This window comes from Sphingomonas qilianensis (assembly GCF_039614825.1).
Taxonomy (GTDB): domain Bacteria; phylum Pseudomonadota; class Alphaproteobacteria; order Sphingomonadales; family Sphingomonadaceae; genus Sphingomonas; species Sphingomonas qilianensis.
The window spans coordinates 657,668-676,183 of the sequence record NZ_JBDIMF010000001.1; the positions used below are offsets into that span (position 1 = coordinate 657,668).

Genomic DNA, 18,516 nt, shown 5'->3' on the forward strand with positions numbered 1-18,516 from the left:
TCATGACGGAGGCAGCGCCGATCGTTGATTACGGCTTCCACAACGAAGCGGTGTCGCACACGCATGCCTATCTCTATCCCGCTGTTAAAGCCGCGCTTCACGCGCATGCCGGCGGCAGGAAGCTGTTCGAGCTGGGCTGCGGCAATGGATCGATGGCAGCGGACCTGGCAGCGTTGGGCTATCACGTGGCGGGGGTGGATCCGGCGGCCAGCGGCATCGCCATCGCGCGTGCCAATTTCCCGCAATGCCAGCTCGAAATCGGCTCTACCGAGGAGGATCTCGTCGCGCGTTTCGGCCAGTTTGATGTACTGGTCAGCCTGGAAGTCGCCGAACACGTCTTTTCACCGCACCGCTACGCTGAAGCGATTGCCGAATTACTGATCCCCGGCGGGATCGCCATCCTCTCCACGCCCTACCATTCCTATCTCAAGAATCTCGCAATGGCGGCCACCGGCAAGCTGGACAACCATTTCACTGCCTTGTGGGAAGGCGGCCATATCAAGTTCTGGAGCCGATCGACGCTCGGCACGCTGATGGCGCGCGCCGGCTTTGAAGAAATCCGCTTCGATCGTGTCGGGCGCATCCCCGCGCTCGCCAAGTCGATGGTCGCCACGTATCGCAAGAAGGGCGACTAGGTGTTCGATCTGCACGGCAAGAAAGTCTGGGTGGCGGGCGCAAGCGGCATGGTCGGCCGCGCTATTGTCCGGCGCTTGGCCGGCGAAGGGTGCTCCATCGTCTCGCCCGAGCACCGCATCGATCTGCGCGATCAGGCCGCGACGTTCGCCTGGATGGCCGCCAACCCGGTCGATCTGATCTTCCTCGCTGCCGCCAAGGTCGGCGGAATCGCCGCCAATATGGCCGCGCCGGCGGCGTTTCTCTACGACAATCTGGCAATCGAAACCAACGTGATCGAGGGCGCGCGCCGCGCCGGCGCGGCGAAGCTGGTATTCCTCGGTTCGTCGTGCATCTTTCCCAAACTCGCGTCGCAACCGATGCCCGAAAGCGCGTTGCTCACCGGTCCGCTGGAGCCCACTAATCAATATTATGCCATCGCCAAGATTGCCGGGCTGAAACTGTGCGAGGCCTATCGCAAACAATATGGCTGCGACTTCATCGCCGCCCAGCCAACCAATTTATACGGCCCGTTCGACAATTTCGATCTCGAATCGAGCCACGTGCTCCCAGCCCTCATGCGCAAGGCGCATGAGGCGAAGATCGCCGGTGCCGATACTTTGTCAGTGTGGGGCAGCGGCACGTCGCTGCGCGAATTTCTCCACGTCGATGATCTCGCCGATGCGCTGATCTTTCTGGCGCAGCATTATTCCGACGACGGCTTCGTCAATATCGGCACTGGCGACGAAGTCAGCATCGGTGATCTCGCGCATCTCGTCGCCCAGACGGTCGGCTTTGAGGGCCGCCTGGCATTCGATGCGACCCGCCCGGACGGCACGCCGCGCAAGCTGGTCGACACGCGCAAATTGACCGCTCTGGGCTGGAGCGCATCGGTGCCGCTCGCAACGGGGATTGCCAGTGTCTATCGCTGGTTTGTCGATCATGCAGATGGTGTTGGGTCACCAGCCTCGGCGGGCGCGCCCTCGCCTTTACAAAGGAACTGACGTGGTACGCCTCTACGATGACCGGAAGCGGATTCTCGTCACCGGCGGCGCCGGGTTCGTCGGCTCGCATCTCATCGATCGCCTGCTCGAACAGGGCCATGAAGTGCTCTGCGTGGACAATCTGTTCACCGGATCGAAGCGCAATATCGAGCATCTGCACAATCACCCGCGGCTCGAATTCCAGCGTCACGACGTGTGCCTGCCGCTCTATGTCGAGGTCGACGAGATCTACAATCTCGCCTGCCCCGCCTCGCCGATCCATTATCAGCACGATCCGGTGCAAACCACCAAGACCTCGGTGCATGGCGCGATCAACATGCTCGGGCTGGCCAAGCGGGTAAAGGCCAAGATCTTCCAGGCCTCGACCAGTGAAGTATATGGCGATCCCGCGGTTCATCCACAGCCGGAGGAATATTGGGGCAACGTCAACCCGATCGGCACGCGCTCCTGCTACGACGAGGGCAAACGCTGCGCCGAGACCTTGTTCTTCGATTATCACCGCCAACATGGGCTCGACATCAAGGTCGCGCGCATCTTCAACACTTATGGCCCGCGCATGCATCCGGCCGACGGCCGCGTCGTCTCCAACTTCATCGTCCAGGCGCTAAGCGGGGAACCGATCACCATTTATGGCGACGGGGCGCAAACGCGCAGCTTCTGTTACGTCGACGATCTGGTCGCCGGCATCATCACCATGATGGAAACGGGGCCCGACATCACCGGCCCGATCAATCTCGGCAACCCGATCGAATTCACCATGATCGAGCTCGCCGAGCTGGTCCTCCAGCTCACCGGTTCGCGCTCCGAATTGATCCGCCTGCCGCTGCCCGCCGACGATCCCCGCCAACGCAAACCCGATATCGCCAAGGCCCGGGATATTCTCGGCTGGCAACCGAGCGTGGCGCTGGCCGACGGCCTGAAATCAACCATCGACTATTTCGCCCATCGCGTGCGTTGAGGAAGCGGTCATGTCCGAGATCGATGTCCAGCGCGCTTATTATGCCGACACTGCGGCGCGTTACGACGACATGCACGTCGCCGAAGGTGACGAACATTATCGCGCGCTCGATTGGTTGTCCGATCTGATCCGCCAGCACGACATCCGCTCGATCCTCGATATCGGCAGCGGCACCGGGCGCGGCATCCTCTATCTACGCGAGCGTCACGCGATCCGTTATGTCGGCATCGAGCCGGTCGCGGCGCTGCGCGATCAGGGCCATGCCAAGGGCCTCGGCCCAGACGAGCTGATCGATGGCGACGCGCTCAATCTCGCTTTCGCCGATAACAGTTTCGATCTGGTCTGCGAATTCGGCGTGCTGCATCATATCAAGGATCATCGTCGCGCGGTGGCGGAGATGTGTCGCGTCGCCCGCAAAGGCGTGTTCCTGTCGGATTCCAACAATTTCGGGCAGGGCGCGCCGCTGACCCGCGCAATCAAGCAGGCGATCAATGCGCTCGGGCTCTGGCGGTTGGCCGATCTCGCGTTAACCCGCGGCAAGGGTTACCATTATTCCGACGGCGACGGTGTGTTCTACAGTTACTCGCTGTTCAGCGACGTGCCCGTGCTGCGTGGCAAATTTCCTGCGCTCCGCCTGATGAACACGATGCCGAGCAGCGGCCCCAATCTCTATCGCCAGGCACCGCATCTGGCCGTGTTTGCCGCACGATGAGCAAACCGGCGCACGTACTGATGCTGCTCTCCGATGCTTATGGCGGTTTCGGCGGAATTTCGCAGTATAATCGCGATTTCCTTGAAGCATTGTGCAGTCTGCCGGAGATCGGCGCGGTGGACGCGATGCCGCGCCTGGCCGAGGCGCCGCTCGGCCCGTTGCCCGCCAAGCTGACGTTCGATCTGACCGGGTTGGGCGGCATCGCGCGCTTTGTCGGTGCCGCGCTGCGGCGCGGATTGTTCGGCGCGCGGATCGACGTCGTCATCTGCGGACATATCAACTTGCTCCCGCTTTGCGCGTTGATCGCACGCGTACGCGGCGCGAAACTGGTGTTGCTGATTTTTGGCGTCGAGGCGTGGCGGCCGACGGGGCGCTCCCTGGTCGATTACGCCACGCGCAGGATCGACACCCTCATTTCCATCAGCCGTATCACGCTGCAACGGTATCTCGCCTGGGCACCTGCGCCGCGGCTGGCCAGCCATCTGTTGCCCAACGCGGTGCGTCTCGAGGATTATGGCGCGGGGCCCAAGGCGCCCGATCTGGTGACGCGCTATGGCCTGCAGGACCGTAAGGTGCTGATGACTTTCGGCCGCATGGCGGGGGAGGAACGTGCCAAGGGTTTCGACGAAATGATCGAGCTCCTGCCGCGGTTGCGCCAGCGCGATCCCGCGATCGTCTATATCGCCGCGGGCAAGGGCGATGACATGAATCGGCTCAAGGCCAAGGCCGCCGCGCTCGGCGTCGCCGATCACGTCATCTTCACCGGCATGGTCCCCGAAGAACGCAAAGCGGATTATTTTCGCCTGGCCGACGTGTACGCCATGCCCAGCCGCGGAGAAGGCTTCGGCTTTGTCATCATCGAAGCGCTGGCCTGCGGCATACCGGCCATCGCCAGCCGTTACGACGGCGGATTCGAGGCTATCCGTGACGGCGCGCTCGGTATCGCGGTGGATCCCAGCAATGCCGATGAACTAGAACAGGCGCTCTTCGCGGCCATGGCCGCCCCACGCCAAGTACCCGACGGCCTCGCCTATTTCGGATTCCCTAACTTTGTTATCCGATTGAGGCGCATGCTCTTTGGTTAGCATTGGATAAACTACTCTATCCCTGTATTACGGATGTGGCCGTAATTCTGCCGCTGCGGGGGCAGGCGGATCGGCGTCCGGGGGATCCATTGTGTGTGGTTTGAACGGGATATTCGGCTACGCCGCCACCGCACCCTCCCCTTCTCGCGAGGAAGCCGCGCGGGTGCGCGATGTGATGGCAGCGCGCGGCCCAGATGGGCACGGCTTGTGGTCCAGTAGTGACGGCCGGTGCGTGCTGGCGCACCGCCGGCTAGCGATCCTTGATCTGTCCGATCGCGCGCTGCAGCCGATGCGTTGCCGCGATGGTCGGTACACAATCGTTTTCAATGGCGAGATTTACAATTATCCCGAGCTGCGTCGCGCCGCCGTCGCGGCTGGCCACGTTTTCGAAACAACGTCCGATACCGAAATTCTGCTCTATCTGTTCGCGCGTCACGGCGCCGAGATGCTCAGCCACTTGCGCGGCATGTTCGCCTTCGCGATCTGGGATGATCACGCGCGCAGCTTGTTTCTCGCGCGCGATCCGTTTGGCATCAAGCCACTGTTCCTCGCCGATCGCCACGGCACGTTGCGCTTCGCATCGCAGGTTCGCGCATTGCGGGCCGGCCAGGGCATCCGCGACGAGCGCGATCCAGCCGGGGTGATCGGCTTCATGCTGCTGGGCAGCGTACCCGAACCATTTACCTGGTACCAAGACATTAGCGCGCTTCCGGCGGGCCACTGCATGTCGGTGGACGCCAGCGGCGTGCGCCAATGGCGCTATACCGATCTGACCGCGATCTTGTCTGCCGCGGGCGGGCGCCGGGGCGATCGTCACGCCGCATTGGCCGATGCCCGCGCGGCGATCCGCGACAGCGTGAAAGCGCATTTGCTGTCCGATGTGCCGGTCGGTTTGTTCTTGTCGAGCGGGATTGATTCGGCCGCCGTGCTGGGCATTGCGATGGAACAGGCCAAGCACCCGATCCACGCGATCACGCTGGGGTTCGACGACTTTGCCGGCACCACCAATGATGAAGTGCCGGTCGCGCGGCGCATCGCCGAATATTATGGCGCGCCCCACAATGTGCGGCGGATCGACCGCGCCGAGTTTCTCGAAGATTTGCGAGCAATCCTCACGACGATGGACCAGCCCTCGATCGACGGCATCAATACCTGGTTCGTCGCTAAAGCAGCGCGCGAAAACGGGCTCAAGGTGGCGCTGTCGGGGATTGGCGGTGACGAGATGCTTGGCGGCTATCCGAGCTTCGTCGATGTGCCTCGCTGGGTGCGGCGTTATGGGCGTTTGGCGCGACTGCCGGGGCTCGGCGCGGGGCTGGCGCGGCTGATGCGCACGGTGGTGCCGTGGTATATCGCCGCGCATCCCAAGGCGCCCGGCCTGCTGCGTCATACCAGCACGATCGGCGGCAGCTATCTCGTGCGCCGCTCGCTGCGCCTGCCCGACGATCTGGCCGACGTCCAGGATCCAGCCGTGGTCAAGGCCGGACTGGCGCGGCTGGAAATCGTCGCACGAATGAACGCGACCTTGAATCCCATGCCCGATACGCCGCAGGCTGCGGTCAGCTTGCTCGAGCTTAGCTTCTACATGCGCAACCAATTGCTGCGCGATGCCGATTGGGCGGGCATGCAGCATAGTGTGGAAATCCGCACGCCGATGATCGACATTGATCTGTTCACGCGGCTGGCGCCGCTGATCGGCGGCCTGCCGGCGGGCATCGGCAAGCAATTGCTCGCCGACGCCCCCAATAAAGTGCTGCCCGATTGGCACCGGCATCGGCCGAAAACCGGCTTCAGCATTCCCTATGCCGGCTGGATGGCCGGCATTCGGGATCTGGACCAACGCAACGGCAAGGCCGCGAGCAGCAATGGTTTGTTGTCGCGCACCTGGTCCAATTACGTTTTTCAACAATATCCCGCCGGGGCCTGATCCTCCGCTGGTCCTTGCACGGTGCGCATCGGGCACATGTTTAGTCTTTCCCCGGTCCGCTAAACATGCTTTCGGAGGGACGGAAAACGGGGCAATTTTTGACGAAAAGCGCACTCATCTGCGGCATATCCGGCCAGGACGGCGCGCTGCTCGCCAAGCTGCTGTTGGGCAAGGGTTACCGCGTGTTCGGCACATCGCGCGATGCCGAGATGTCGCGCTTCGCTAACCTCGTGCAGCTCGGCATCCGCGATCAGGTGACGACCCTGTCGATGACGCTCACCGATTTCCGCAGCGTCCTGCAGGTTTTTTCCGAAGCCCGGCCGGACGAAGTCTATAATCTTGCCGGCCAGACGTCGGTCGGCCTGTCCTTTGCCCAACCTGTCGAGACGCTCGAAAGCATTGCTTTCGGCACGCTCACCCTGCTTGAGGTGCTGCGCTTCATGGGCGGCAAGACACGGCTCTACAACGCCGCCTCCAGCGAGTGTTTCGGCGAAACCACCAGCGACGCGCCAGCCACCGAGCGCACGCCGTTTCACCCGCGCAGTCCGTACGGCGTGGCCAAGGCCACGGCCTTTTGGGAAGTCGCCAATTACCGCGAGGCGTATGGCCTGTTCGCCAGCTCGGGCATCCTGTTCAATCACGAAAGCCCATTGCGCCCGGCGCGTTTCGTCACCCGCAAAGTCGTGCGCGCGGCGACGCGCATTGCTGCGGGATCAGGCGAGACGCTCAGGCTCGGCGCGCTGCACGTGGTACGCGATTGGGGATGGGCAGAGGATTATGTCGAGGCGATGTGGCGCATGTTGCAGCTCGACGAAGCAAGCGATTTCGTCGTCGCCACTGGTACCAGTCATAGTCTGGAATATTTCGTGGCGCGTTGTTTCGACTTGCTTGGGCTCGATTGGCAGCGCCATGTCGAGATCGATCCGGGCTTGATGCGCGCGACCGATATCGCCACCAGCCACGGCGATCCGGGAAAGGCGGCGCGGCTGCTTGGCTGGCGCTACACGGTCGATTTCGATCAACTGCTCCGCCGCCTGATCGCCGCGGAAGTTGCCAGCGCCCCGGCCTGATCGCCGCCATGTTGCGGCGACGCCTCACCTCCTGGCTTCGGTTGCTGATCGAATTCGGCCTGTCGAGCGGTGCGGCGCAGGCAATCGGCATGATCTCGGGGCTCGTCTATGTCCGTTACATGCCGGTCAGCGATTACGCGCTCTACGCGCTGGCCGCGACCACGCTCACCTTCATCAGCCTGTCCAGCGATCTTGGGCTCAACAGCGCGACCACCTATTTCTGGCGCCGCTCGCGATCCGGCGGCCCAGCCTTTGGCGATTGCCTCGCCGGCATCCGCCGCCTGCGGCTGCTGTTGTTCGTGGGCGTTGGCGCGATCGCCGCGGTGATCTTCCCCAGCGTCGGTGCGCGCGCGCACTACGATCTCGGCACGCTGCTTATCGCGCTGGGGCTGGTTCTGGCCAGCGCGCTGGCGCTGATGAGCGCGGGGATCAATCTGCAGGTGATGCGTCTGTTTGGTTGGTTTCGCCGCTCCTATCTGTGCGATGTCGCCGGGCAAATGATGCGCGTGGTCGCCGCGGCGCTGATGGTGCTGGGCGTTTCGCGCTCGTATTGGATGGCGCTGCTGGGTGGATTGATGTGCTCGACCGTGACGTTCGCGGCGAGTCGCTGGATGCTGCGCGGCCAGATCCGCGCCGATCATGTCGCCGTCCCCGGCTTGCTCCGCGCCATCGTTCAATATGTCGCGCCCACCGCCCCGGCGGTGCTCGCCTTTGCCTTGCAGGATAGCGTGATCCTGTGGCTGGCCTCCCGGCTGGGCGGCCCGCAGGTGGTTGCCGCCGTCTTCGCGGTGGGGCGGATCAGCGCGATCGTCGGGGTGCTGTCCGCCTTCTCGATCGTCGTGATCGTGCCGCGGCTGGCCGGCATCGCCGATCTCAAACGTTTCATTGTCGCCGGCTGGATCGTGAAGGCGGCGTTGGCCGTGGTCGGCGCGACCATTGTTCTCATTGCCTTGCTGATGCCAGGGCCGATCCTGTGGCTGCTCGGCCCGCAATATGCGCGGCTCGATGCGGAGCTGTTGATCGCGCTCACCACCGCGGCCATCACGCTGGTATCGACGGCCACCATCCTGCTCAACCGTGCCAAGGGCTGGGTGCGGCTCGATCCGCTGATCGCGGTGGTGCAACTCGCGCTGCTGCTCGCGCTTGCGCCATGGTGGGATTATACACGGCCGACATCGGTATTGCTGCTGAGCCTGATCCTCAGCGCATCCCTGCTGCTGCAGGCGCTGGTGATCAGTCTGCTTGGACCGCGCCAGCCAGGCTGGGTCTCGGCGCGGACATGACCACGACGCTCATTCAGATCGTGCCGCAACGCAGCATCGCACCGGAGGGTGTCGGCGATTATGCGCGATTGCTCGCCGAACAGCTGTGGCAGCATCACGGCCGGCGCACGATCTTCGTCGCAGGCAGCCCGCTGCAGCCTGAGCAGCGCCTGATCGACGAATGGGAAACGCATGAGCTCATCAAGCGCAGCGCCAGCGCGTTGCTCGGGCAGTTGGCGTCGCTTGGAGGCGACACGCCCATTCTGCTGCACCTGTCCGCGTACGGTTATCACCGCAAAGGGGTGCCGTTATGGCTGGCGACCGCGCTGGAACACTGGCGCCAGGCCAATCCCGAGACCCCGCTCGTTACCGTGTTTCACGAATTATACGTCACGGGCCCGCCATGGCGGCGCGCCTTTTGGTGGGGCAAACTCCAGGCGCGGATCGCGCGGCGCATCCAGCGCATCAGCACCGGTGCCACCACCACCACCGCTCCTTATGCCGCCATGCTCGGCCATTGGTCCCGCGATCGAACGGTAGCGGTTGCCCCGCTACCGGTCTTCTCCACCATCGGTGAGTCAGACACGCTGATCCCCGCCACGGCGCGCCCGCGCACGCTCATTCTGTTCGGGCGGGACGGCATGGCGCAGGCGCTGTATCGGGATCGTCGCGCGCAGATCGCCGCCATCGTGGCGGAAAATGACATCGCCGAGATCATCGATGTCGGCCAGCGCAGCGCGCCCCCGCCCGCCATGATCGGCCGCACCAAGGTGCGCCCGCTCGGGCAATTACCCAGCGGGCCATTGCAGGCGGCACTGTCGCAGGCGTTATTCGGGCTGATCGCCTATGATGCGGACCGACTGGCCAAATCCACGCTGTTCGCCGCCTATTGCGCCAATGGGGTGATCCCCGTCTGCCTGGACGACGCCCCCGGCATGAACGATGGGCTGCGGCCAGGCAAAAACTATCTCAAACTGGGCATCGCCGAAACGCCGGCGTCCCTGCCCGGCCCGATGCTCGATGCATTGCAGCGACACGCGCACGCATGGTACCAACCGCATAACGCGCAGCGGAGCGCCGATCTGGTCAGCGGCCTTCTCGGTGCTTCAGTGGCGGGGGAGCAATACCGACCATGTTGATGAAGTTCCTGCCGCTGCTGCCGATTATGCTGATCGTCTGCCTGGCGGCGATCCGCTTTTGGAGCGTGGCGATCATCGGCGTGCTGGTCTGGGCCATGCTCGAAGGCGCAGTGCGCAAATGGATTCTCCCCGAATTTCAGTCGCAGATCCTGCTGGTCAAGGATTTCGTGCTGTTCTGCGCCTATGGCGGCTACCTGATCGCCGGCCGCAAGCATCTCGCGCTTGGGACGAAAAGCGGCACGTTGCTGATCCTGGTGCTGCTCGAAGCGATATTCTGCAGCCTGCAATTGCTCAATCCCAACGCGCCATCCAAATTGCTGTCGCTGTTCGGGTTGAAGAACTACCTGATCTACATCCCGCTTGCCTTCATCCTGCCCGAGATCATCACCGACCGCGCGAAGCTGGATCGCCTGCTGCTCTGGACCTGCTATCTGGCGATCCCGATCAGCCTGCTCGGTCTGTACCAATTCTCGCAGCCGCCCTCGTCCTGGGTGAACCAATATGTCAGCCACGAGGAAGGCGTTCAGGCGCTCGTGTCTGTGTTCGGGGAGCGGGGCGAAGGCGACTTTAAATATGGCCGCGCCCGCACGTCGGGCACCTTCTCCTATATCGGCGGCTTCACCACTTTCCTGATGATGGCCGTGCCGCTCGCTGCCGCGCTGCTGCTGGCCTCGGTGCCAAAGCGCCGCACCTTGCTGCTGGTCACTGCCGCGCTGGCGCTGTCGATCGGCGCCGCGGCGACGACGGGATCGCGCACGCCCATCTTCGTGTTCGCCGCCAGTATACCGCTTATGCTGATAATCGCGGCGTGGAAGCGGTTGCTGCCGCCGCGCATCATCTTGCGTATCGTCATCGGGTCGACAATCGCGGGGATATTGACGGTCTTTGCCTTTGGCGGCGCCTTTTCTGCATTGCAATATCGTGCAAACAACGCAGACAGCACCATGACTCGTCTGGCCTCCCCGTTTGTTGAAACGGCTGCGGCCTATGCAACTTCTCCGTTCATTGGCACAGGGCTAGGATCAAACTCTAACGCATCGACCACATTTATGGGTTCGGATCCTTGGTGGCTTAACGGTTATGCTTATGAAATGGAGTCTGCCCGCATCATGCAGGAGTTGGGCGTCATCGGCTTCATTGTCGTGTATTTGCCCAAGATCTTCATCATTATCTTGATCCTGCTGCAATTACACAGAGCGCGGGCGCGATTGATGATCGCGACGCAAACGGCGGCTCTGATCTTCGTCCTCTCCCACCTTGTGTTGTTTACCGTCAACAATCCCACGGGCGGATTGCTGTACTGGTCGATCGTCGGCATCGCCATCGCGGCCCGGCGGATCGAGCGCTTCGAACAGCGCATAGCATTGGAAGAGCAGCATTATCTCGCGCACGGTTTCCCGGTGCGAGAGGTCGCCTTTGCCTGACGCGCCGGCAGTTCGGGCCGCCGGTGGATCGGCATCGGCCCCGCCGACCGCGACTCTCCGGGCATCGCGCTATCGCCCGGAAATAGATGGGCTGCGCGCGATCGCGGTATGGGCGGTGATCCTCTACCATGCCGACGTGCCGTTCCTGCCGGCCGGTTTTCTCGGCGTCGACATCTTCTTCGTGATCAGCGGCTACCTGATTTCGCGCATGCTGATCGGCGATCTTGAGGCGGGTCGCTTCTCGATCCTGCGCTTTTACGAGCGCCGCATACGACGCATCATCCCGGCTTTGGTCGTGATGACCCTGATCTTCACGCCCGTCGCCTTCCTGCTGATGATCCCGGGCAACCTCAAATCCTTCGGACAATCGCTGGTCGCGACGACGCTGTCGGCCAACAACGTGCTGCTATATCTCACCGTCAGTTATTTCGACATGGCCGCCGATTTCAAGCCGCTGATCCACACCTGGAGCCTCGGCGTCGAAGAGCAATATTACCTCGCCGTGCCGTTGCTGATGCTGGTAGCCTATCGCTGGCGCGCACGCCGTGGCGCGCTGATCGCCTTGCTCGTCATCGCCGCCCTCAGCTTGGCCTATTGCCTATGGGCATCGCGCCACGCGCCAGCGGCCAATTTCTACCTGATCTTCTCGCGCGCCTGGGAACTGGCCGCTGGCGCGATCGTCGCCCTCGGTGAGCCGCGCTGGCGCCGCACGATCCTGCTACCGCCGATGACTAGCGAGGCGCTGGCCGGCGCAGCCCTGGCGCTGACGATCCTTCCGCTGGCGCTGCTCGACCCCGATGCCGCAAGTCCCAACGCACGAACATTGCTGCCAGTCAGCGGCGTCTGCGCGCTCTTGCTGGTCGCTACCCCCCCGACGCTGATCGGGCGCCTGCTCGGCAGCGGGCCAATGGTCGGCTTCGGCCTGCTCAGTTACAGCGCCTATCTTTATCACCAGCCGCTATTCGCCTTCGCTCGGCTGACTGCACTAACCACCCCCAGCGCGATGGAAATGGCCGCCTTGATCGTCGCCAGCTTCGCCTGCGCCTATCTGTCGTGGCGCTTCATCGAAAAGCCGTTCCGCGATCGCGCGCGCACCAGCACGCGGCGCCTGCTGATGTTCTGCGCCGGCGCTTCCGCGCTGGTGCTCGCCGCCGGCATGGCGATGCAGTTTGGCAACGGCTTCCCCCAGGCCTGGCCGGCCGACATTCGCGCCGATGACGGGCTGAACGCCGCACGCAATGCGCGCTATGTCGATGGACCGCGCCGTTTCACGGACCGCCCGTTCAATGCCGCCAACCCCCGGCCCAACGTGCTGGTACTCGGTGACTCGTTCGCACGCGACGTGATCAATATGGGGGTGGAAAGCGGCTATCTGGCCGACAAGGAAATCAGCTATTCCGAAGGCACTGGCTGCGGCCAGGCGCTCGACGCCGCCGTGGTACAGCGCGCACGCCAGGCCGATCTGATCGTGCTCACCGCCGCGTTTGAGAACAACACCAGCGCCTGCCTGCTGGCTTTGCACGCCGCTGTGGCACGGCATAGCCAGGCGCGCGTCGTGATCGTTGGCACGAAGAATTTCGGATTAAGCAACAATGCCGTGATGCTGCTCCCGCCGGCCCAGCGCTACACCTACCGGACCGCGCCGTTACCGAAGACAACAAGCGCCAATGCGATCGCCGAAAGAGCCATTCCACCGGCGATGTTCGTCAACATCCTAAAATTGATCGCCGATCGCACCGGACGGGTGCCGGTATTTACGCCCGATCGTCGTCTAATCAGTCAGGATACGCATCATCTCACCAGGGCGGGCGCGCGCTACATCGGCGGTATCGTCTTCCATCAACCGGTCTTCGCCGCGTTCGATCCTGAACGGGCCAAGCTCTGCCCGCCATCGTCATGTCGCTAGCAGCACCTCGCACTATCCTGATCGCGACCCCTGGCCGCCAGCATGCCGATCATCTTGCCGCCGCGCTTCTTGAGGCCGGCTTTGCTGCCACGCTCCATTACGGCACACCAATCCGGCCTGGCTTGTCGAACGTGCTCGCCGCGCACAGCGGCCGCCATACTTTGCTCGCCTTCGTGTTCCGCACCGCCAATCGGCTGCTGCCGCTTGCCATGTCCGCACGGATCAGTGCGCGACTGTACGATCTGTTCGACCGACGGATTGCCCGTCAGCTGAGGCACACCGGCCCGCGCGCGGTCATCGGCTATGAAAGCGCTGCACTGCATCTGTTCACCGCCGCGCGCCGCCGCGGCGTTACGACGATCCTCGACGCCGCCAGCGTTCATCATCGGCTCCAAGCCGAGGCAGGCCTTGCCGATGCTGGCTCGGTGTTTCGCGGTCAGGTGAACGCGCGCAAGGACGCCGAAATTGCCCTTGCCGATCATATCCTGTGCTGCTCGACGCTCGCTGCGCAAAGTTATCTCGCTGCCGGCGTGCCGGTAGAACGCGTTCATATCGTGCCGCTCGGATTCGAGCCGCGTGCCTTTGCGCCCGATCCCACCGCCGCCTCTCATACTGGCCCGCTGCGGATCGCCTTTGTGGGGCGGTTCACCACCGTGAAGGGCGCCGATCTGCTCGCCACCGCGCTCCAACGGCTAACCGCGGACGGCATCGCATATGACTGCCGCGTCGCCGCGCTGCGGGCGGACGGCGATCAACAATTGGTTGCACGGCTTGCGCTGCGCGCCACCTTGCTCGGCAAGGTGCCGCACGAGCGGCTGGCCGATCTTTATCGCTGGGCCGATCTGCTCGTCATGCCCTCCCGCTTCGACTCGTTTGGCTTAGTCGTCCCCGAAGCACTGGCTTGCGGGCTGCCGGTGCTCGCCTCCGATCGCGTCGGGGCGGGCGATCTGATCACGCCGGGCGTCAACGGCGATATCGTACCGTTCAACGACGCTGACGCGCTCACCGCGAAGCTCGCGCTGTTCGCCGCCGACCCGGAGCTGGTACGCGTGATGCGCCCCGCCGCCGCGGCCTCTGTGCGAGGGGCGGAATGGATGCACTATCGAGCGCACGCCGCCGCCACCGTCGCCGCGATCCTTGAAGCCGCCCCCCGGCCATGAAGATCCTCCATGTCGTGCCGAGCTATTTCCCTGCCATACGTTATGGCGGGCCGATTTATTCGGTGCACGGGCTCGCGGCGGGCCAGGCGGCGCTTGGCCATCAGGTCAGCGTGTTCACCACCAATGCCGATGGCGGCGGTGTGTCGGATGTGCCGGTCGCCACGCAAGTCGATCTGGACGGCGTGATGGTGACCTATTTCGCCACCGGCGTGCCCCACCACTTCAACCGCCGCCTGTACCGCGCGCCCGCCATGGCGCACGCGCTTCGCGCCCAGGCGGCAGCGTTCGACATGGTCCATCTCCATTCGGTATTCCTGTGGCCGACGCTCGCCGCCGCGCGCGCGGCGAGCAGCGCCGGCACCCCCTATGTGTTGTCGCCCCGCGGCATGCTCGTCGGCAATCTGATCCGCGCCAAATCCAGCCTGATCAAGCGCGCCTGGCTCGCGCTGTTCGAGCGGCGCACGATCGCGGGCGCCGCCGCACTGCACTTCACCGCAGCCCGCGAGGCGGAGGATTTCGCCGCGCTGGGGCTGCGGGCTGCGCGCACGATCATCCTCCCCAACGGTGTCGAGCCACCACGCGCCGGCCCGGCGCCGCTCTCCCCCAATATTGCCGCCGCCACCGCCACGCCCGGTTACGCGCTGTATCTCGGCCGGCTCAGCTGGAAGAAGAACCTCGTCGCCCTGATCGACGCGCTGGGCATGACGCCCGCGCTGCGGCTGGTGATCGCCGGCACCGATGATGAGCAGCTTGCGGCCAAGCTGCGTGGTGCGATCGCCGCTGCTGGCGCGACCGACCGCGTCGTGCTGATCGACCGCAATGTCGAGGGCGCGGATAAAGAAGCGCTGTTCGCGCGCTGCGCGCTGTTTGTGCTCCCCTCCCTCAACGAAAATTTCGGCAACACCGTGCTGGAGGCGATGGTGCGCGGCAAACCGGTGCTGGTATCGAGTGGCGCAGGTGTCGCGGAGATCGTCCGCGAGGCGCGCTGCGGGTTGATCGCCGCGCCCACCGCGGCGGCGCTGAGCGCGGCGCTGCACGATCTGGTCGCCGACCCCCGCGCCGCCGACGAGATGGGTCAACGCGGCGCCCAAGCAGCGCGCGATCATTTCGGCTGGCCGGCGATCGCCGCACAAATGGTGGCCGCATACGAAACCATAAAGCGATAGCTCACCCACCCCCCCTTGAGAGGGGAAGTCTCACTCACCCCGCTTGGCCAGCTTCCGGTCGATCAGCTCGATCGCCAGCAGCAATTCCGCATAGGTGCGCTGCAAGGCGTAAAACCAGCCCGGCCAGCCATCGAACAGGCAGCCTTTGATGATCAGCGTGTAAAATAATGCCGCGAACGGCGCAGGCCAGGCCATCGCGCGCAGCCGCTCGATCCGCGTGCGCTCGCTTGGGTTCATCGCCAGCAAGTGATCCGCCTCGCGCACAATGTATTTATCCTGCGAGGCGAGCCAGCGGCGCAGCGATTTGCGGTCGTCATGATCGATCGTGGCGTGCAGATCCGCGACACGGCCCTCGATCGCCAATTTATGGCCATGCCCAAAATCGGCATATTCCGCGCGCTCGGGTCGATAGAGCGTCACGCGCGCGGGATACAGCGTGCCGCGTAGCCGGTGGCCATAGATGCAGTATCGAAACGCGGTGCGATAGCCCGACATCGCCATGGCAGGATCGAGCGCGGCGATCTCGGCGACCAAATCGGCCGAAAGCACGTAATCAGCATCGATCGAGAGCACGAACGGCGTCTCGATCAGGCTCAAACCGAAATTGCATTGCCCGGCAAAGGTATCGAATGCGCGCGTCACCACCTGCGCCTGCGGATAACGCGCGATGATCTCCAGCGTCGCGTCATTGCTGCCGCTGTCGATCACGAGGATGCGCCGCGCCCAGCGCAACCGATCGAGCACGCGGGCGATATTGGGCGCTTCGTTATACGTAATCACCATCGGCGTGATGCGATCAAGCACGCAGGCGTGCGTCCTGCTTGAGTGTGCCCTGTCGCTTGAATTGTAACCAGTCCCAGGCGGTGCCGAGGATCGTATCGAGATCGGAATACCGCGCGGCCCAGCCGAGCGCCGCGTGCGCCGCACTGGGATCGGCGACCAACGCCGCCGGATCCCCCTCGCGCCGCGCCGCCATGGTCACCGGAATGTCACAGCCGGTGACGCGCTTGGCGGCGTCGATGATCTCGCGCACGCTGGTGCCTGCGCCCGTGCCCAGGTTGAGCGCAAGGAAGCGCCCGGGCAATCCCAGTTTCTGCAGCGCCGCGACATGCGCGTCGGCGAGATCGGTGACGTGCAGGTAATCGCGAATACAGGTGCCGTCGGGCGTATCGTAATCGTCGCCGAACACGGTGATGTTCGGGCGCATTCCTGCCGCGGCCTGCAGCACCAGCGGGATAAGGTGCGTCTCGGGATCATGATCCTCACCGATTTCCCCCGCGGCATCCGATCCCGCCGCGTTGAAATAGCGCAAGGCGATGCAATCGAAGCCGTAGGCCTGGGCATAATCGCGCGCGATCTGTTCGCCGATCAGCTTGGTGCGGCCATAGGGATTGATCGGCGTTTGCCGCTGCGTCTCCAGGATCGGAATCGTCTCGGCCATGCCATAGGTCGCGCAACTGCTGGAAAAGATCAGCTGGCGGACATCCGCTTGGCGCATCGCGCGCAGCAGGCTCGCCGTGCCTTCCACGTTGTTGCGATAATATTTCTCCGGATCGGTCACCGATTCGCCGACATAGGCAAAGGCGGCGAAATGCATCACCGCTACCGGCTGATACTGTGCGAAAACCGCCGCCAGCCGCGCCTCGTCGAGGATATCGCCTTGCTCGAACGGCCCCCATTGCACGGCCGAACGATGCCCGTAGACGAGATTATCATAGACGACCGGCTCGAACCCGGCCGCCCGCAGCGCTTTGCAGGCGTGCGCGCCGATAAACCCCGCCCCGCCCGTTACGATCACGCGTTTCATGAGGTTGCCCCTTCGCTGCTACGGTTATAGCAATAGTGGCGCCCGGCAAAGTCCAGTCGTGCCCAGCGAAAGGCCGCCAGGCTGGTAAGCCCCGATCAGCGATCCCCAGACACCACCCCCCACGGACGGCGCTTCGAGCATCTCGATCTGCTGCGCGGGGGCGCGGCTTTGCTCGTGTTGCTGGGCCATGTCCGCGGCTTCGTGTTCGTCGATTACGCGCCCACCGGGGGCCACTGGGCGGCACCGTTTTACGCGCTCACCAGCCTTGGCCACCAGGCGGTCATCCTGTTCTTCGCGCTGAGCGGCTTCCTGGTCGGCGGTCGCGCGCTCGCCGAGATCGGCGCGGGGCGCTGGAGCCTGCCCAATTACGCCGTCCACCGCTTGGCGCGGCTATGGACCGCTCTGATCCCCGCGCTGATCGCCACCGCTGTGCTCGACGCGCTCGGTCGCGACGTGCTGCACTTGGCCGGTTATACCGGCGAGTATGCCACGATCCTCTCCAGCGGCCCTGCCCCCGGCACCGATCCCACCACGCTCGCGGCCTTCTTCGGCAACATCTTCTTTCTGCAAACCATCGCCGTGCCCGTATTCGGCACCAACGGACCGCTCTGGAGCCTGGCCAACGAATTCTGGTATTATGTCCTCGTGCCTGCCGCTTGGCTCGCGCTTGCCAGAAGCAGCACGCCCAGCGCCCGCACCGCCGCCGCCCTGACCGTCCTCGGCATCCTCATAATGCTCCCTTTGCCAATCCTCGCTTTGGCCAGCATCTGGCTTGCCGGCGCGCTCGCCTGGCAGATGAGCGACCGCATCGCCGCTCTACCCCGCCGGCGGTTCACCATGCTCCTCGCGCTGATCATCGCCGCCACGCTGGCCGCGATCGTCATCGCGCGTGCGCACGCCGATCTCACCAGCGATATCATGCTCGGGCTCGCCTGCGCCGCCGCGCTGCCCTGCCTGGCGCGCCTGCCCAACCTTGGCGGCGTCTACGGCCGCCTGACCTTTTATAGCTCGGAGATCTCGTTCACGCTCTATGTCGGGCATTTCCCGTTGATCGCGCTGTTATGGTTCGCCACGCTTGCGCCAACGCAATTCCCGGTCGGCTTCCCCGGCTTTGCCGCCTTCGCCGCGCTGGTGATCGCTGCGCTGGCATACGCCACCGTGATGTGGTGGGCGTTCGAGCGCCACACGGCGGGCGTTCGCTGCCTGATGCAGCGTCCCTTCCGCGCCGCCCGCTTTAACGATAGACCAGCGTAACGCGGTTACTTGCGTTAGTGTCGATAACGGTCG

16 protein-coding genes are annotated in these 18,516 nt (G+C 64.0%); 14 read left to right on the forward strand and 2 right to left on the reverse strand.

Features of this window, described 5'->3' with window-relative positions:
• The first annotated feature begins 2 nt into the window (after positions 1 to 2).
• The 13 genes from ABC969_RS03180 to ABC969_RS03240 all read left to right on the forward strand — a co-directional run bounded on the left by ABC969_RS03180 (position 3) and on the right by ABC969_RS03240 (position 15,422).
• Positions 3 to 635: a class I SAM-dependent methyltransferase gene (locus ABC969_RS03180; protein WP_345862898.1), complete on the forward strand. Its 633-nt coding sequence runs from the start codon at positions 3 to 5 to the stop codon at positions 633 to 635.
• On the forward strand, positions 636 to 1,616 hold the full coding sequence (locus ABC969_RS03185) for a GDP-L-fucose synthase family protein (RefSeq protein ID WP_345862899.1): 981 nt from the start codon (positions 636 to 638) through the stop codon (positions 1,614 to 1,616).
• Between the two features lies 1 nt (position 1,617).
• On the forward strand, positions 1,618 to 2,574 hold the full coding sequence (locus ABC969_RS03190; protein ID WP_345862900.1) for a UDP-glucuronic acid decarboxylase family protein: 957 nt from the start codon (positions 1,618 to 1,620) through the stop codon (positions 2,572 to 2,574).
• A 10-nt stretch (positions 2,575 to 2,584) separates the two neighbouring features.
• Positions 2,585 to 3,286 (forward strand): class I SAM-dependent methyltransferase, encoded by a 702-nt coding sequence (locus ABC969_RS03195; protein WP_345862901.1) that lies wholly within the window; start codon positions 2,585 to 2,587, stop codon positions 3,284 to 3,286.
• Entirely contained in the window at positions 3,283 to 4,371 is a 1,089-nt protein-coding gene (locus ABC969_RS03200; protein WP_345862902.1) for a glycosyltransferase family 4 protein, read from the forward strand. The genes ABC969_RS03195 and ABC969_RS03200 overlap by 4 nt, the downstream gene beginning before the upstream one ends.
• A 100-nt stretch (positions 4,372 to 4,471) precedes the next feature.
• Entirely contained in the window at positions 4,472 to 6,295 is a 1,824-nt protein-coding gene (asnB, locus tag ABC969_RS03205) for an asparagine synthase (glutamine-hydrolyzing) (RefSeq protein ID WP_345862903.1), read from the forward strand.
• Between the two features lie 98 nt (positions 6,296 to 6,393).
• Positions 6,394 to 7,365: a GDP-mannose 4,6-dehydratase gene (locus ABC969_RS03210; protein WP_345862904.1), complete on the forward strand. Its 972-nt coding sequence runs from the start codon at positions 6,394 to 6,396 to the stop codon at positions 7,363 to 7,365.
• An 8-nt stretch (positions 7,366 to 7,373) separates the two neighbouring features.
• Complete coding sequence (locus tag ABC969_RS03215; RefSeq protein ID WP_345862906.1) at positions 7,374 to 8,648, forward strand: lipopolysaccharide biosynthesis protein; 1,275 nt, start codon at positions 7,374 to 7,376, stop codon at positions 8,646 to 8,648.
• On the forward strand, positions 8,645 to 9,766 hold the full coding sequence (locus tag ABC969_RS03220) for a hypothetical protein (protein WP_345862908.1): 1,122 nt from the start codon (positions 8,645 to 8,647) through the stop codon (positions 9,764 to 9,766). Before ABC969_RS03215 ends, ABC969_RS03220 begins: the two co-directional genes overlap by 4 nt.
• A 65-nt stretch (positions 9,767 to 9,831) precedes the next feature.
• A complete protein-coding gene (locus ABC969_RS03225) occupies positions 9,832 to 11,190 on the forward strand; it encodes an O-antigen ligase family protein (RefSeq protein WP_345862911.1) in 1,359 nt (452 codons plus the stop codon).
• Positions 11,183 to 13,096 carry an acyltransferase family protein gene (locus ABC969_RS03230; RefSeq protein ID WP_345862912.1) on the forward strand — a complete coding sequence of 638 codons (1,914 nt, stop codon included), beginning with the start codon at positions 11,183 to 11,185 and terminating at the stop codon, positions 13,094 to 13,096. The genes ABC969_RS03225 and ABC969_RS03230 overlap by 8 nt, the downstream gene beginning before the upstream one ends.
• A complete protein-coding gene (locus ABC969_RS03235) occupies positions 13,087 to 14,256 on the forward strand; it encodes a glycosyltransferase family 4 protein (RefSeq protein WP_345862914.1) in 1,170 nt (389 codons plus the stop codon). The genes ABC969_RS03230 and ABC969_RS03235 overlap by 10 nt, the downstream gene beginning before the upstream one ends.
• Positions 14,253 to 15,422 (forward strand): glycosyltransferase, encoded by a 1,170-nt coding sequence (locus ABC969_RS03240; protein WP_345862916.1) that lies wholly within the window; start codon positions 14,253 to 14,255, stop codon positions 15,420 to 15,422. Before ABC969_RS03235 ends, ABC969_RS03240 begins: the two co-directional genes overlap by 4 nt.
• A gap of 30 nt (positions 15,423 to 15,452) precedes the next feature.
• On the opposite strand, the gene ABC969_RS03245 is transcribed toward ABC969_RS03240, so the two are convergent.
• Entirely contained in the window at positions 15,453 to 16,226 is a 774-nt protein-coding gene (locus tag ABC969_RS03245) for a glycosyltransferase family 2 protein (protein ID WP_345862918.1), read from the reverse strand.
• The gene (galE, locus tag ABC969_RS03250) at positions 16,219 to 17,229 is read right to left on the reverse strand and encodes a UDP-glucose 4-epimerase GalE (RefSeq protein WP_345862919.1); all 1,011 of its coding nucleotides are present in this window, start codon (positions 17,227 to 17,229) and stop codon (positions 16,219 to 16,221) included. Before galE ends, ABC969_RS03245 begins: the two co-directional genes overlap by 8 nt.
• 150 nt (positions 17,230 to 17,379) lie before the next feature.
• Between galE and ABC969_RS03255 the strand changes: the two genes are divergently transcribed.
• A complete protein-coding gene (locus ABC969_RS03255) occupies positions 17,380 to 18,483 on the forward strand; it encodes an acyltransferase family protein (RefSeq protein WP_345863805.1) in 1,104 nt (367 codons plus the stop codon).
• Positions 18,484 to 18,516 lie beyond the last annotated feature (33 nt).

Bases quoted from the DNA above. Each gene is read 5' to 3' on its own strand.
- ABC969_RS03235 (WP_345862914.1), top strand. From the start codon at position 13,087: ATGTCGCTAGCAGCACCTCGCACTATCCTGATCGCGACCCCTGGCCGC.
- ABC969_RS03215 (WP_345862906.1), top strand. From the start codon at position 7,374: ATGTTGCGGCGACGCCTCACCTCCTGGCTTCGGTTGCTGATCGAATTC.
- ABC969_RS03200 (WP_345862902.1), top strand. From the start codon at position 3,283: ATGAGCAAACCGGCGCACGTACTGATGCTGCTCTCCGATGCTTATGGC.
- ABC969_RS03220 (WP_345862908.1), top strand. From the start codon at position 8,645: ATGACCACGACGCTCATTCAGATCGTGCCGCAACGCAGCATCGCACCG.
- ABC969_RS03240 (WP_345862916.1), top strand. From the start codon at position 14,253: ATGAAGATCCTCCATGTCGTGCCGAGCTATTTCCCTGCCATACGTTAT.
- galE (WP_345862919.1), bottom strand. From the start codon at position 17,229: ATGAAACGCGTGATCGTAACGGGCGGGGCGGGGTTTATCGGCGCGCAC.
- ABC969_RS03195 (WP_345862901.1), top strand. From the start codon at position 2,585: ATGTCCGAGATCGATGTCCAGCGCGCTTATTATGCCGACACTGCGGCG.
- ABC969_RS03180 (WP_345862898.1), top strand. From the start codon at position 3: ATGACGGAGGCAGCGCCGATCGTTGATTACGGCTTCCACAACGAAGCG.